Below are 15,603 nucleotides of genomic sequence, written 5' to 3' on the forward strand. Positions count from 1 at the left end.
ATATCGGGGGTTTTATCACGCTTCGCCCCAGAATCTATGGTTGTTGCGCAGGAGCTGTGCGGTTTTGTTCTCGGCGGCTGCAATGTCCGTCTCGTCAGCCTGCCAGGTCCAGTTGCCCGTGGCCACGCCCGGAACGTTCATGCGCGCGTCGTCGCCAAGCCCCAGGACATCCTGCAGCGGCATCATCACCAGGGGAGCGTCGCTTGCCAGTGCGTCGCTCATCAGCTTGGCCGCCAGCTCAACACCGCTCGGTTCATCGCCGCCCGCAAAGGAACGCGTGCACCAGCCGGCAAGCGTCGACGTATCGTGCGTCGAGGTGTACAGGATCTTGCCGGGCGTGGGATGCACGCCGCAACGAACGTCGTAGTCGCTAAACTCCAGCACGTCCATGCCGGGGAAACCACAGGTCGAGGCCATGGCGCGAACACCGGGCGTCAAATAGCCCAGGTCCTCGGCGATAAAGTTGAGCGGACCAAGCTCGTCGTAGGCGGTCTGGAACAGGTCCTTGCCCGGGCCCGCTAGCCAGCGACCGTCGGCGCATGCCTTGCCCGCGGGAATGCTGTAATAGCTGTGGAATCCCAGGAAGTGATCCAGACGCACGCGGTCGTAGAGCGAGAACGCGCGGCACAGGCGATCCATCCACCAGGTATAGCCGTTCTGCTTCATGTGGTCCCAGCGGAATGTCGGGTTGCCCCACACCTGGCCCTCGGGCGCAAAGTTGTCGGGTGGCGCGCCGGAAATCTCGATTGCTTTGCCGGTATCGGACAGCCAGAAGTTCTCGGGTTCGCTCCACGCGTCTGCCGAATCGTCGGACACGTACATAGGAATATCGCCGATGACCTCGATGCCCTTCTTGTGCGCATAGTTCATGAGCTCGCACCAAGCTAGGTCAAAGCGGTACTGCATGTACGCCTGAAGCTCGGCCTCGTTGTGGAAGCGCTTGTCGTCGATCAGATGCTCGTTGTAGCGCGCGACATCTGCCGGCCAATCGTGGCGCGACTCGCCCTCAAAGTACTTCTTAACGGCCATATAGACACAGTACTTCTCGAGCCAATCGGCATTGCGATGCTTAAACGCGGTGTACAGCGGATCGGCATCCTCGCCTCCGCGGGCCTTCCAGGTCTCAAAGTCGGCTGCCAGCTCCTCGTGGCTCTCGGGCAGCAGGTCGATATTGCCTGCAAAGGCCGAAGGACCGGCGTAAGGGGAGCGGAAGAAGTCCGTGGGGTTGACGGGGAGAACCTGCCAGTAGCGCATGCCCATGGCGGCCAGATGGTCGATAAAACGACGCGTGGGCGCGCCGATCGTACCCGGCTTGCCGTCGTCGGTCGGCACCGATGTGATATGGCACACAACACCCGCACCGTGATCGAGCGGCTCCTGCAGGCGCTGCTCGGCATGGTGATAGATGATCGACGAGCCCAGCGGGTACAGGTCGAGCGTGACCGTTCCGTTGTGGATCTCGCACTCGTGACCGCTGATCACATCGCTCGCGCATTCGCCGAGCGCCGGAATCGTCACCCGGTGTGAATTGCGCAGGCTGCGGTTGATGATGACGGTCGCGGACTCGCCGTCTTTACCGATACGGTTGTAGGCCAGCACCTCGTCATTGAGCGCGAAGGCCTTGATCTCACCGTCGATCATAAACGGCAGCGCGCGGCGCACAGCAGATGCGTTTTTGACGATCGCGAACGTATCGAAGTCGTGCAGGTTTTCCTTGGTCGGCATGGTGCGGCGATTGCCCGGATCGGTGAGACCCTCCAAGCCGTACTCGTCACCGTAATAGATTGAGGGAACGCCCGGGAACGTCATCTGCATGAGCGTCGCCAGCCAAAAGCGGCTCTTGGCCAGGCCCATGGAGTTCTCGTCCAGGCGCCATTTGCTGCGCTCACTCTCGGGCAGCTGCGACTCGTCGGGGCCACCGCCGAGCACCGAGATAATGCGCGGGCGGTCGTGGCTCGACAGCAGATTGAGCGCGCAGGATAATGCCTCGCGCGGGTAGTTCTCGCGCAGGGTCTCGATATCCTCGGCAGCTTGGTAGGCGTTTTTGTAGCCCATCAAAAAGCCGATGACCATGTCGCGGAAGGGGTAATCCATAGCAGAGTCCAGCTCGGAGCCCTGCAGGTAGCGACGCAGATGGCCGTAGCTGATCTTGTTGGAGGCGTCTTCCCAGACCTCGCCGAGCAGCAGCGCGTCGGGCTTTTCGGCAAGTACGGCCTTTTTGATCTCGGTCAGGAAATCGTCCGAAAGCTCGTCAGCCACATCCAGGCGCCAGCCGTGAGCGCCGGCGCGCAACCATTTACGAATGACGCCGTCCTTGCCCAGGAGCCGCTCGCGTACCAGTTCGGAGCTCTCATTGATGGCGGGCATATTGCCCACGCCCCACCAGCAGTCGTACGAGCCGTCCTCGTGGAAATAAAACGCATCGCGCCACGGAGAGTCCTCGCTCTGCCACGCGCCGACACCGGGATAGTTGCCATAGCGGTTGAAGTAGATCGAATCGTCGCCCGTGTGGTTGAACACACCGTCCAGAATGATGGAAATGCCCAGCCTCTCGGCCGCCTCGCACAGTTCAGTAAAGTCTTGCTCGGTGCCCAGAATCGGATCGATCTTGGTGTAATCGGCGGTGTCGTAGCGGTGGTTGCTCGCGGCTTCAAAAATGGGGTTGAGGTAGATGGCTGTAAAGCCCAGCTCGGCGATGCGAGGCAGGTCTTCCTGGATACCCTTGAGCGATCCGCCATAAAAGTCCCAGGTCTTGATGGAGCTGTCCTCGACGCGCTCGTACACAGGTGGCTCGTTCCAGTCCTCGACCATGCGGCGCTGAATGCCCTTACGCGGTTTTTCGACCTCGGCCAGCGTGCGCTCGCGCCAGTGCTCGTCGCGGGCGTAGCGGTCGGGGAAGATCTGGTACACCATGCCGCGCTCGTACCAGGTGGGGCGGTTCGCGCGGTGCTTGTAGACGGTAATCTGGAAGGACGGCACCTCGGCGTAGTCGTAGGTTACGCCTTCGCCGCCGGTGCGTCCCTGCGGTGCGCCCAAGCGGACCTCGGGCTGGCCTTCGATATTGCAGATAAAGCTGTACCAGATAAGACATGGTTCAGTGCACTTGAGTTCTACGCTAAATATGCCGTCGCCCTCGTGCGTCATGGGATACCGAGACTCACCGATCTCATCGACCCAGGTGCGCAGCGTAAGCGTTGCCTGCGCGGGATCGGCATCCTCCAGAATCACGGAGAGCGAAAGGGTAGTTCCTGTGGTCACAGCGCCAAACGGAGTGCGAAACTGCGGCAGACGGCTGTTGTGTATCAATCTCATAGTACGGTCCAGTTCAATAGAATCATGGCATGCTGGCCATGGGCTTTACGCACAGGATGTAAGTATATCTGTTGTACACAGGCTGTATAAACAACATCCGTTTACCATCGGCGAACGGTTGTCCTAGAAAATCGTTTTACCAACTACCTACAGAGAAGGGGCGCCCGGTTGGAGCGCCCCTTGCATAGGGTTTGATTAGGTTTTGGATCGTCTGTGGGCTAGCGGCGCTTGCGGGTGGCCGTTGCCTTGCGGACGGACGTCTTCTTGGTCGGAGCCTTTTCCTCGGCCGGAGTGGCGGGGGAGACCGGGGCCTCCTTGGTGGGCTCGGCCTTAGCCTCTGCCTTGGGAGCAGCAGCCTTGGTCGTGGCCTTTTTGGCTGTCGTTGTGGCGCGCTTGCGTGTGGTGGTCTTGGCGGCCGGCTTTGCCTCGGCAGCTGTCTCGGCCTTGGGCTCGACGTGCGTCTCCTCGACTTTGCCGGCCGGCTTCGCGGCTGCCTTCGGGGTCGTCTTCGCAGCGGTCTTCTTCGTAGCAGCCTTGGTCGTCGTCGACTTCGTAGCCATGGTCTTCTTGGCGGTCGTGGTCTTGGACGCAGCCGTCTTCTTGGCAGCGGCCTTGGCCGGAACCTTTGCCGCGGGCTTAGTCTCGGCGGCGGCCTCGTCCTTTACCTCGGGAGCAGCCTCGGCTTCGGCGGCCTTCTTGGCAGCGGCGGTCGTGCGCTTGCGCGTGGTCGTTGCCTTGGCAGCAGTCGTCTTTGCTGCGGTGGTCTTTGTTGCCGCCGCCTTGGTCGCTGTGGCCTTCTTGGCCGTCGTCTTGCGCGTCGTGGTCTTCTTGGCGGCAGGCTTCGCCGCGGGCTTAACCTCGGCCTCGGCAGCCGGCTTAGCCTCAGGCTCGGGAGCTGCCTCAACTGGCTTCTCCTCAGCAGCAGCGGGCGCCTCAACAACCGGCTCAGCCTTGGGCTCGGCCGCAGTCTTCTCAGCAACAACCTCAGGCTCGTCGACAACAGCCGCCGGCCTCTCAATCTCCGGATGCATAAAGAAGTACAAGTCCAGATACTTATCGGCCGAACGCGTCCAGCTAAAGTCCTGGCTCATGGCCTGCGTGACCAGCTGGTTCCAGGCGTCGCGGTTATCCCAGAACAGGCGCGCCGCGCGGAATACCGCATCGCCCATCTCGTCACCGTTAAAGTTACTAAACGAGAATCCGGTGCCCTCGCCGGTAAACTCGTTATACGGGATCACGGTGTCCTTCAGGCCACCGGTCTCGCGCACGATGGGCAGGGTGCCGTAGCGCATGGCGATGATCTGCGACAGGCCACAGGGCTCAAACTTCGAAGGCATCAGGAACATGTCGGCGGCAGCATACATGCGCTGTGACAGCGCCGGATCGAACTCGATGCGTGCGGCCATGGTGCCGGGGTACTTGTCCTGGAAATATCGCAGGCCGTCCTCGTAGTCGCGGTCGCCGGTGCCCAGCACCGCCACCTGCACACCGCCGGCCAGGATGCGGTCGAGCGCGTACATGACCAGGTCCATGCCCTTCTGGCGCGTCAGGCGCGTGACCATCACCATAAGCGGGCGGTCGTCGCGAACCTCGAGCCCCAGCTCTTCCTGCAGCTTGGCCTTGCACACGGCCTTGCCGGAACGGTCCTCGACGGTGTAGTTGGCGGCAATGCGCTTGTCGGTCGCCGGGTCAAAGCCCGCGACGTCGATGCCATTTAAAATGCCCTGCAGCGCGTACGAACGCTCGCGCAGAACGCCGTCCAGGCCCTCGCCAAACTCGGGCGTCTGGATCTCGTTGGCATAGGTGGGGCTCACCGTAGTGATGGCATCGGCATAGCGCAGGGCGCCCAGCATGTAGTTGATGCTGCAGGCGTCGCAACGCAGCTGCGAGGCGGCCGCCGGAATATGCGCCACACCCAGGATGTCCTCCATCACGGTGTCGCTAAACTGGCCCTGGAACGCCACGTTGTGGATCGAGAACACGGTCTTTACGCGGTCATACAGCGGTAAGCCCTGGTAGAACTCGCGCAAGAACACAGGCGCCAGCGCTGTCTGCCAGTCGTTGCAGTGCAGGATGTCGCACTCAAAGCCCTCGGGCAGGTGCTGCAGGCTCTCGGTGATGGCCTTGGAGAAGAACGCAAAGCGCTCGCCGTCGTCAAAGAAGCCGTACGGATAGTCGCGCGCAAAGTAGCGCTCGTTGTCGATGAACATATAGGTGACGCCGTCGTGCTCGAGCTTCTCGAGTCCGCAGTACTCATTGCGCCAGCCCAGGCTCACGTAAAAGTCGGAGAAGTGCTCCATCTGCGCCTTGTACTCGTCTTTGATGGTGGCGTACTTGGGCACCATCACGATGACTTCGGCGCCGGCGCGCACAAGCGCCGCAGGCAGCGAACCCGCCACGTCGCCCAGGCCACCGGTCTTTACAAACGGCGCGCACTCGGCCGAGGCAAACACGATCTGCATCTTTTTGCTGGAATCAGCCATATTGTCTCCCATGTTGCAATTCGAGAATAGCCGCCTGGCGCTAACCGGGCGGCTATTCTGCATGTTACGAGTGATGTTGCGGTGCCAACGTTAACGTACGATGGTGGTGTCGGAAGTTAACGGAGCCTTGCCCAGCACCAAGATGTTCTCGGGCGTGCCGCGAAGCTCGGTGTTGGTGGGAACCACGTTGTTCTTGTCCAGGATGGCGTTCTCAACGCGGGCGCCGCTCTTGATGATGCAGCTCTGGTTGATGATCGAGTTGGTCACCGAGGCGCCTTCCTCGACCACGACGCCGCGCGACAGGATCGAGTTGCGCACGGTGCCCTTGATGATGCAGCCGGCCGAGATGATCGAGTTGCAGGCGTGGCTGCCGGTCGCGTAGCGCGAAGGCGGCACGTCGTGAGCCTTGGTCAGGATCGGGAGCTCGGGGTCAAAGAGCTGGTCGGCCACGGTCTGGTCGAGCAGGTCCATGCTGCGGCGATACAGCGACTTCTCGCTAAACACGCCCACGACCTCGCCCTTGTACTCGTAGCTGCACACGTCGATGTTGCCAAAGTCGCCCTGGAGTGCCTCAAGCGGGTCCAGATAGTCGGCAGCCTGGTAGTGGTCGATGATCTCGAGCAGCGTCTCGCGGTTGACAATGCAGCAGTCCATAGAGGCGTTGTCGCCATACACGACGCCGGCGCTCACGCCCGTCAGGCGGCCGTTCTCGTTGATCTGCAGCTTGGTCTCGTCATCGACGTTGCGCGTGGCCTTGCAGTACACCACGGTCATCTGGGCGCCGGAGTTCTCGTGCGCGTCGATGATGGTGTTGAGGTCCATGTTAAAGATGATGTTGGTGCCCATCATCACGACATAGGGCTTGTCCGAGCGCTGGAACAACGTCTTGTTGGAGATGATGTCGCGCAGCAAGAAGCGCATGCCGCCCTTGGTGGTGCCATACGCATTACCGGGCACCATGAACAGACCGCCCTTCTTGCGGTCCAGGCCCCAGTCCTTGCCCGAGCCCACGTGGTCGATCAGGGAACGGTAGTTGCCCGGCATGACGACACCGACGGTCTTAATGCCGGCATTCATCATGTTGGACAGCGGGAAGTCGATCAGGCGGTAGCGGCCCAAAAACGGAACGGACGCGATGGGGCGGTCCTTGAGCAGCACGCTGCCGTAGGTCGAAGAGTAGTTAGCGGTGATATAACCGATGGCCTTGCGATTGATCATCGGATCATTCCCCCTTCCCGATAACGACGTCATTTCCAACGACGGCCGTATCCTTGGTGGTATCGACAGAGCCGAGCTTCACGCCCTCTTCGACCGTGGAGTTCTCGCCCAAAATTGCACGGCAGATGTGCGCGCCGCTCTTAACGTGCGCACCCGGCAGCAGCACGGAGTCCTCGACCACGGCGCGCTCCTCGATGATGACATCGGTCGAAAGGATCGAGTGGCGAGCGGTGCCGTAGATCTTGCAGCCGTTGGAGACCAGGCAGTCGTCCAGGCGACCATCCGGGCCAATGTAGTGCGGCGGACGCGTGGTGATGTTGGACATGATGGGGAAGTGCTTGTCAAACAGATCGAACTCGGGGTTGTTGCCCAGCAGGTCCATCGAGGTCTCGTGGAAGCTGGCGATGGTGCCGACGTCCTTCCAAAAGCCGTGGAACTCGTAGCTGTACAGGCGCTTGCCCTCGCCGAGCAGCTTGGGGATGATGTCCTTGCCAAAGTCGTGGCTCGAGCGCTGGTCCAGAGCGTCCTCCTCGAGCGCCTCGATCAGCACGTCGGCCGAGAAGATGTAGATGCCCATGGACGCGAGGTTCGAATCGGGCTTATCGGGCTTCTCGGTGAACTTGGTGATGCGGCCGTCCTCGGGGTCAGTGGTCAGGATGCCAAAGCGGCTAGCCTCCTCCCAAGGCACGGGCATAACGCTCACCGTGAGGTCGGCGTTGTTCTCAATGTGCGTCTTGAGCATCTTGCGGTAGTCCATGCGATACAGGTGATCGCCCGAAAGAATCAGGACGTACTTGGGGTCGTTGGCCTTGATGTAGTCCAGGTTCTGCGTAATGGCGTCGGCCGTGCCCGCATACCAGGCGCCGCCGGTCTGCGTCTCGTACGGCGGCAGGATCGACACGCCGCCGTCGCGGCTGTCCAGATCCCACGCCTCGCCGGAGCCCACATAGGCATGCAGCAGGTAGGGGCGATACTGCGTCAGAACGCCCACCGTGTCGATGCCCGAGTTGGAGCAGTTGGAGAGCGAAAAGTCGATAATGCGGAACTTGCCACCAAAGCTAACCGCCGGCTTGGCGATCTTTTGGGTGAGTGCCCCCAATCGGCTGCCCTGTCCTCCTGCGAGGAGCATCGCGATGCATTCTTTCTTACTCATCGATTTCTCCTTCTGTCATCGATGTTCCTAAACCCATTAGCGACGGGCGCGGCACTCGGTCGCGCCCGTCGAGTAATGCCGTGCTGGCATAAGGGAACTCGCGCGCCTTTAAGCGTGCCAGATCTCGTCGCGGTACTCGCGAATGGTGCGGTCGCTCGAGAACCAGCCCGAGGAGGCGGTGTTGAGCAGCGCCTTGCGGTTCCAGGTCTCCTGGTCGCCGTAGCTGCCGGTGAGCTTCTCCCACGCATCCACGTAGCTGCGGAAGTCTGCCATGACCAGGTCGGGGTCGTTGTTGTTCATAAGCTCGTTGTAAATGCTCTCGAAGTTGCCCGAAAGGCCCGCAAAGGTGTTGTCCTTGAGCTCGTCCATCACGCGGCCCAGACGCTCGCGGTCGCCGTTGAGGGTATCCCATGCAAAATAGCTGTTGGATGCCCAGAGCTGCTCGACCTCGGGAGCGGTCAGGCCAAAGATGGCCTCGTTCTCGCGACCGGCCAGGTCGGCAATCTCGATGTTGGCGCCGTCGAGAGTGCCCAGCGTAATGGCACCGTTCATCATGAGCTTCATGTTGGACGTGCCCGAGGCCTCCTTGCCGGCCGTGGAGATCTGCTCCGAGATCTCGGCGGCAGGGTAGATGAGCTGGGCGTTGCTCACGCGGAAGTTGGGGATAAAGCAGACCTTCATGACCTCGTTGACGCGGGCGTCGTTGTTGATGACCTCGGCGACGGAGTTAATGAGGCGGATGGTCTCCTTGGCAAAGGTGTAGCTCGAGGCAGCCTTGCCGCTAAAGATGAAGGTCGTCGGCGTCACGTGGAAGTTAGGATCGGCGATGCGACGGTTGTAGATGTCCATCACCTTCATGATGTTCATGAGCTGGCGCTTGTAGGCGTGGAAGCGCTTTACCTGAACATCGAAGACGGTGTTGGGGTCGATGACCAAACCGGTCTCGGCCTTAACGTAGACGGCCAGGCGCTCCTTGTTGGCGCGCTTGGAAGCACCCACGGCCTTCAGGAACTCGGTGTCGTTCTGGAAACTTTTAAGCTTCTCCAGCTCAAAGGCGTCCTTGAGCCAGCCGTCGCCAATGGCCTCGGTCACGAGCTTTGCGTAGGTGGGGTTGGCCTCGGCAAAGAAGCGACGGTGCGAGATGCCGTTGGTCTTGTTGTTGAACTTCTCGGGCGTCAGGGCATAGAAGTCCTTGAGCACGATGTTCTTGATGATGTCGGAGTGGATCTTGGCCACGCCGTTAACGCTATGGCTGCAGATCACGGACAGGTTGGCCATGCGAATCTCGCCGTCCCACAGGATGGCGGTCTGGCGCAGACGCTCCTGCCAGCCCTCCTGCGTGGTGTCGAACGACTCATGCCAACGACGGCTGATCTCGTCGATGATCTGGTACACGCGGGGGAGGAGCTTGGAGAACGTGCCGATGGGCCACTTCTCCAGAGCCTCGGGCAGGATGGTGTGGTTGGTGTAGCTCACGACCTGCGTCACAATGCTCCAGGCGTCATCCCACTCGAGCTTCTTCTCGTCGATGAGGATGCGCATGAGCTCGGGGCCGCACATGGCAGGGTGCGTGTCGTTGGTGTGGATGGCCACAAACTGCGGCAGCAGCTCCCAGTTAGCGCCGTGCTCCTTCTCAAAGGTGTCGAGCAGGCTGTAGATACCTGCCGATACAAACAGGTACTCCTGCTTCAGGCGCAGAAGACGGCCGTGCTCGCCGGCGTCATTGGGGTAGAGGATGGCGCTGATGGCCTCGGCCTCGGCGCGCTCGGCGTCTGCCAGGGCGTAGTCGCCGCGGTTGAAGGCCTCCAGATCGAAGTGCTCCTCGACCGGCTCGGCGGCCCATACACGCAGCTTGTTGACGGTCTCGCCGGCATAGCCCACGACGGGGATGTCATAAGGGACGGCCAGGATATCCTGCGTGTCCACCGTGCGGTAGAACGTGCGGCCGTTCTCCTCAAAGCCCTCGACGCGGCCACCAAACTTAATGGTCACGGCCTTGTCCTGACGACGGACCTCCCAAGGATAGCCGTGGGTGAGCCACTCGTCGGTGGCCTCGACCTGGCTGCCGTTGACAATCTCCTGTTTAAACAGGCCGTAGCGGTAGCGCATGCCGTTGCCGTAGCCGGCAATGCCCTCGGCTGCCATGGAATCCAGGAAGCATGCGGCCAGACGGCCCAGGCCACCGTTGCCCAGAGCCGGATCGGGCTCCTGGTTCTCGATGACGGACAGGTCGAAGCCCATGTCGTCAAGCGCCTCGGCGACCATGTCGCGCACGCCAAAGTTGAGCAGGTAGTTGTCGAGCAGGCGGCCGATCAAAAACTCGATCGAGAAGTAGTACACGCGCTTTTTGCCCTCGGCGGTGGCGCGGGCGTCACTCTTGGTGGCAACGGTGCGTGCCTTCTCGGCCACGAGCTTGGCCAGGGCGTTAAAGCGGTCGAGGTCGCTGGCGGCCTCGACGCTTTTGCCGCTAATGCTCATGACGGCATCGCGATAGAGCTCGGTAAACTCCTGCTTGTTGTCGAAGATCTTATTCATACGTTCCTTTCCCCCGGGGATGTTTCTCCCGGAACGGTTATGACTTGTATCCTACGCCCCCGCGGGGCGGGTGATTACAGCGGTAACGCCTTTGTTACGCTTTCTTGGCGGGAGCCTTAACAGCAGCTGCCTTGGCCTTGGTAGCGGCCTTTTTAGTGGCTGCCTTCTTAGCCGTGGAGGACTTGGCAGAAGCCTTGGCAGCGGGCTTGGCAGCCTTCGCCTTGGTCGGAGCCTTCTTAGCAGCCGCGGCCTTGGGCTTCACCGAGGACGCACGCTTGCGCGTTGCCTTCTTGGGAGCCTCGACCACGGGCGGTTTATAGCTACTGGGACCGCGGCGCTTAAGCACCACGCCAGCCAGACCGGGCACCTTAATCTCGATGGAGTCCATCTGCCCGTTCCAGGGATAGGGCTCGCTCGAGCAGGTGTAGGGCTCCTCGCCGGCATAGCCGCTGCCGCCAAACTCGGGACGGTCGGAATCAAAGATGACCTCCCAGTCACCCTCGCGCGGCACGCCCACGCGGAAGCTCTCGTAGCTCGCCGGGTCAAAATTGATCAGGATCACCAGGTCGTCATCGACGTCCTCGCCCTGACGCACAAAGCTCACGATGGACTGCTTGGAGTTGTCTGCGTCGATCCAAGTGAAGCCGTCGTCGGTGTAGCCGCGCTCGTACAGGGCGGGCTCGGCGGTGTAAAGGTGGTTAAGCGCCTTGATAAACGCCTGATGATGCCTGTGGGTCTCGTACTCCTCGGTCAGGAACCATTGGATGGACTCGTAGTAGCGCCACTCAATAAACTGGCCGATCTCGTTGCCCATAAAGTTGAGCTTGGCACCGGGGTGCGTCATCTGGTAGAAGGCCAGCGTGCGCAGGCCGGCAAACTGGCGCCACCAGTCGCCCGGCATGCGGCCGATCAGCGAGCACTTGCCGTGCACGACCTCGTCGTGGCTGAGCGGGCAAATAAAGTTCTCGGTAAAGGCATACATAATGGAGAACGTGAGCAGACCGTGGTTGCCGGGGCGCCACGGAAAATCAGTCTGCATGTAGTGCAGGGTGTCGTTCATCCAGCCCATGTCCCACTTGTAGTGGAAGCCCAGACCGCCGTCCTGCGGCGGATAGGTCACGAGCGGCCACGCGGTGGACTCCTCGGCCATCATCATCACGTCGGGGTGGTGAGCCTCCACGGCGCAGTTGACCTGGCGGATAAACGCGCTGGCGTCCAGGTCCTCCTCAGTACCGTACTTGTTGAACTTCTTTTGGCCCGGATCGTCGATGCCAAAGTTCAGATACAGCATGCTGGACACGCCGTCCATGCGAATGCCGTCCACGTGGAAGTTCTCGAGCCAATACAGCACGTTAGAGACCAGGAAGGAGCGGACCTCGCCGCGGGCGAAGTCAAACTTGTGCGTGCCCCAGTTGGGGTGAATCTCGTGCTCAAACAGCATGTGGCCGTTAAAGGTGGCAAGGCCGTGGGAGTCGGCGCAAAAACCGCCGGGTACCCAGTCCATGATCACACCGATGCCCGCCTCGTGGCACGCATCGATAAAGTGCATGAGCTGCTGCGGGTTGCCGTAGCGCGACGTGGCGGCATAGTAGCCGGTCGTCTGGTAGCCCCAGGAGCCGTCGAAGGGATGCTCCATAAGCGGCATGACCTCGATATGCGTGTAGCCCATGTCGCGCACGTAGTCAACGAGCTCCACCGACAGGTCGTCGTAGGTGTAAAACTCACCGCGTTGCGCGGGGAAGGGATCCATGGGACCTGGGTAGTTGCCGTACTCGTCCGGCTCGCCCTGCGGCGCGTCGCCGTGGCGCTTCCACGAGCCAATATGCACCTCGTAGATGTTGAGCGGCTGCGACATGTGGTTGTGGCCGGCACGGCGCTTGAGCCACGCGGCATCGTTCCACTTATAGCCATCGAGGGTCCACAGCACGCTGGCGGTACCCGGAGGGCACTCGGCCTTAATGGCATACGGATCGGCCTTGTAGAGCTTTTCGCCCTCGTTGGTCTCGATGAGATATTTATAGAGCTGGCCCTGCTCGGCGCCAGGAATAAAGCCTTCCCAGATAGCGCTCGTATGCACGGGCACCAGCGGGTTGGCTTCCTCATCCCAGTCGTTAAATTCGCCAATGACATGGACACTCTTTACGTCGGGCGCCCAAACGCAAAAGCGCCAGCCGCGCGTGCGCTGCTGCGTGTCGGGATGCGCGCCCATCTTTTCCCAGCTGCGCTCCCACGTGCCGATGCCAAACAGATAGACATCGTCCTTGGTGAGCTCCGGTGCGTGCGGAGCCGGTTTGCGGGTTGCGGGCTTTTTAGCCGTTGGCTTTAGCTTTGTATCGCTCACGTTTGATCCCATCATGACGCGGCAGCGTGTTGCCTTGGTGACTAGATGCGAAAGGTCCAAGGCTGCACGAATCGAAGGGACGGCGAAGTTTCTGTGATTCGTTCCACCTCGCGTGCTCGGTGGAACTTTCGGCAGAAACTACGATAACACCTGTGCGTTAGTTTTATGGACGAAAGCGGATTTGCGGGGGCGTTTAATCGGTAAGCGACATGTTTATACCACTGGCAGAATTACCGTGGTAAAACTCTTGACAGTTTTATCAATTTGGGTTTCAAAATTGTCTATCTGACGTTTGGTAAAACGTTTTTAGCAGGATGTTTACCATTTTATATCGAAAGGTTCGTTTATGCCCCATTCCGCCACTCCCAAGGTTGCTTTTATTTTCGATTGCGATGGCACGCTGGTTAACAGCACCCCCGTTTGGGCTTATGCTCAGCCCGAGTTATTGCACCGCCGCGGGATTGACGTAACCGTGAATGACTTTGCCCAATTTGAGCACCTGTCACTGGAGGACGAGTGCCAGGCCTACCACGACACGTGGGGCATTGGCGCGAATGGCGAGGAGCTCTACCGTGAGCTGAGCGACATCCTGATCGATGGGTACTCCAAGGTGCCGCCGCGCGAGGGGCTTCTGGCGTTCCTGGAGCAGGCGAAGGCGGCGGGCATTGCCATGTGCGTTGCCACGTCCACGCCGGCCGAGCTGGTGCAGTCCGCCCTTGCTGGCGCCGGGCTCGATGCCTACATGGAGTTTGTTACCACCACGGGCGAGGCCGGGCGCTCCAAGCGGTTCCCTGATGTGTACGAGCTGGCGCTGCGTCGACTGGAGGAGCGCCATGGGCACAAGTTTGAGCGCTCGTGGGTGTTTGAGGACGCCGTCTTTGGCCTTAAGAGCTCTGGGGGCGCCGGCTTTAAGCGCGTGGGCATCTATGACCCGCACGGCCGCATGAAGCGCGACGATGTGCGCGACAACTGCGATATCTTTATCGACAGCTATGAGGAGCTTGACCTGGCCCACGTGCTTTCGTTTGAGGGATAGGCGAGGACTGTGGCTTGCAAAGTACTTGTAGTCTGCGGCTCACCGGTGGTGGCGAGCGTGGATCTGTTGCGTAGGCTAGCGGGGGAGTGCGATCACGTTGTCGCCGTGGACCGCGGCCTTGATGCCCTTTTGGGTGCCGCTCTGGGCTGCGACGTGTATGTGGGGGATGCCGACACGGTGAGCGACGCGGGTCGCGCGCTGGTCGATGCCGCCACCGACTTTGAAGTTGAGCGCCACGACCCGTACAAGGACTATACCGATCTGGCGCTGGCGCTCGATTCCGTCCGCCGTCGCTGGCCGGGTGCCGAAGTGGTTGCGACCTGCGCCACCGGCGGCCGCCCGGACATGGCGCTTTCCGTACTGGGCTTGCTCGCAGGCTACGAGGATGCCCCAGTCTGGATTGCCGAGGACGAGACCACGGCCCGCATCCTGCACGAAGGCGAATCCTGGACCATCGAGGGTGTCGAGGGCAAGACGTTCTCCATCATCGCCATTGCCCCCAACACCGTGGTAAGCGAACACGGCCTAGAATGGGAGCTAGACCACAGCTCCCTGGGCCTGTTGGCCGACACCGGCATCTCTAATGTCGTTAGAAAAACGGCCAAGATCCAAGTTCACACCGGCACCGCCATCGCTTACCTATATCATTAGGCATTTAGAGTCTGACCAAAAAAGTCCTTGCACGTCGCGCCAACTTCCCCTATAGTATTACTTCGTCACGGGGGCGTAGCTCAGCTGGGAGAGCGCTTGACTGGCAGTCAAGAGGTCAGGGGTTCGATTCCCCTCGTCTCCACCATCGTGAATGCAAAGGCCTTCGGAATTCTGAAGGCCTTTTTTCATGTCAAAACACCATGCGCTACAAACCCCACCTACGCAACAAAAAGTTGCACAAATTTTTTCCCATTTCTGTACACAGTTTGTTAGCCAAACGCGATTATCAGTGTAGATCGCCGTTCCATTTGGGCTTCAGGAACGCCTCTAATCACCGCTAGCGTCCCAATAACCTGCGCCAACGTGAACAAGTTCCCAAAACAACCCCCTTTAGCACGTCAAATGAGCGATATGTTGTCCAACGCAGCCCAAATCAGTTTCGCTAACAGCTTGTGCTAGTATACGTAACGTTACATGAGTTCAACTGTGCTCACGGCTCTAATAGGCCACATAGCACGGGGTTGATCAGCATCCGGTCGTAACGGCGGTGTTAGAAAAACCACGAGCTCCAATATCGATTGTCATGCGCGATTTTGCACTTGCTTTTATGGCTACTTTTAAGTTTGCATTAGATGGTGCAATGAATTGCCACGGCAACCCACAGCAGTTCTGCAGCTGACTGCGTGCGGTCCAGTTTTGTACCCGCTTGACTGGCTCGCACGCAGTCAGCTGGGGATGCGGTCTTTTTGCGATACACGTCCGCGTCTCTAGTAACTGCACTTATACATACCGTTCACGGTGGGGCAGAGCCACGTGCTTGTCTAACTGGGCTCAGGGTTTGAATATGGAGCGCCTTCGCGCACAAGCGCCCTGG

The 15,603-nt window shown here is 60.3% G+C and carries 8 protein-coding genes and 1 tRNA gene; 3 read left to right on the plus strand and 6 right to left on the minus strand.

The features are described 5' to 3' along the window. Nucleotides 1-15 precede the first annotated feature (15 nt). From RX395_RS04670 to glgB, 6 genes are all read right to left on the minus strand, one after another. Nucleotides 16-3,312, minus strand: coding sequence for a 4-alpha-glucanotransferase (locus tag RX395_RS04670; RefSeq protein ID WP_316365832.1), 3,297 nt, complete (start codon nt 3,310-3,312; stop codon nt 16-18). Between the two features lie 218 nt (nt 3,313-3,530). After that, nucleotides 3,531-5,795, minus strand: coding sequence for a glycogen synthase GlgA (glgA, locus tag RX395_RS04675; protein ID WP_316365835.1), 2,265 nt, complete (start codon nt 5,793-5,795; stop codon nt 3,531-3,533). Nucleotides 5,796-5,885: 90 nt separating this feature from the next. Continuing rightward, complete coding sequence (glgD, locus tag RX395_RS04680; protein ID WP_316365836.1) at nt 5,886-7,013, minus strand: glucose-1-phosphate adenylyltransferase subunit GlgD; 1,128 nt, start codon at nt 7,011-7,013, stop codon at nt 5,886-5,888. Nucleotides 7,014-7,017: 4 nt separating this feature from the next. Continuing rightward, complete coding sequence (locus RX395_RS04685) at nt 7,018-8,166, minus strand: glucose-1-phosphate adenylyltransferase (RefSeq protein ID WP_006233920.1); 1,149 nt, start codon at nt 8,164-8,166, stop codon at nt 7,018-7,020. Between the two features lie 108 nt (nt 8,167-8,274). After that, nucleotides 8,275-10,701, minus strand: a complete 2,427-nt coding sequence (locus RX395_RS04690) for a glycogen/starch/alpha-glucan phosphorylase (RefSeq protein WP_316365838.1) — start codon at nt 10,699-10,701, stop codon at nt 8,275-8,277. Nucleotides 10,702-10,795: 94 nt separating this feature from the next. After that, a complete protein-coding gene (glgB, locus tag RX395_RS04695) occupies nt 10,796-13,057 on the minus strand; it encodes a 1,4-alpha-glucan branching protein GlgB (RefSeq protein ID WP_316365840.1) in 2,262 nt (753 codons plus the stop codon). Nucleotides 13,058-13,388: 331 nt separating this feature from the next. Here glgB and RX395_RS04700 point away from each other — a divergent pair, with 331 nt between their 5' ends. From RX395_RS04700 to RX395_RS04710, 3 genes are all read left to right on the plus strand, one after another. Continuing rightward, on the plus strand, nt 13,389-14,078 hold the full coding sequence (locus RX395_RS04700) for an HAD family hydrolase (RefSeq protein ID WP_316365842.1): 690 nt from the start codon (nt 13,389-13,391) through the stop codon (nt 14,076-14,078). A 9-nt stretch (nt 14,079-14,087) separates the two neighbouring features. Continuing rightward, a complete protein-coding gene (locus RX395_RS04705) occupies nt 14,088-14,729 on the plus strand; it encodes a thiamine diphosphokinase (protein ID WP_316365843.1) in 642 nt (213 codons plus the stop codon). 69 nt (nt 14,730-14,798) lie between these two features. Then, nucleotides 14,799-14,874, plus strand: a tRNA-Ala gene (locus RX395_RS04710). Nucleotides 14,875-15,603: the final 729 nt, after the last annotated feature.

The sequence above is a fragment of the Collinsella aerofaciens genome, assembly GCF_032584215.1.
Taxonomy (GTDB): domain Bacteria; phylum Actinomycetota; class Coriobacteriia; order Coriobacteriales; family Coriobacteriaceae; genus Collinsella.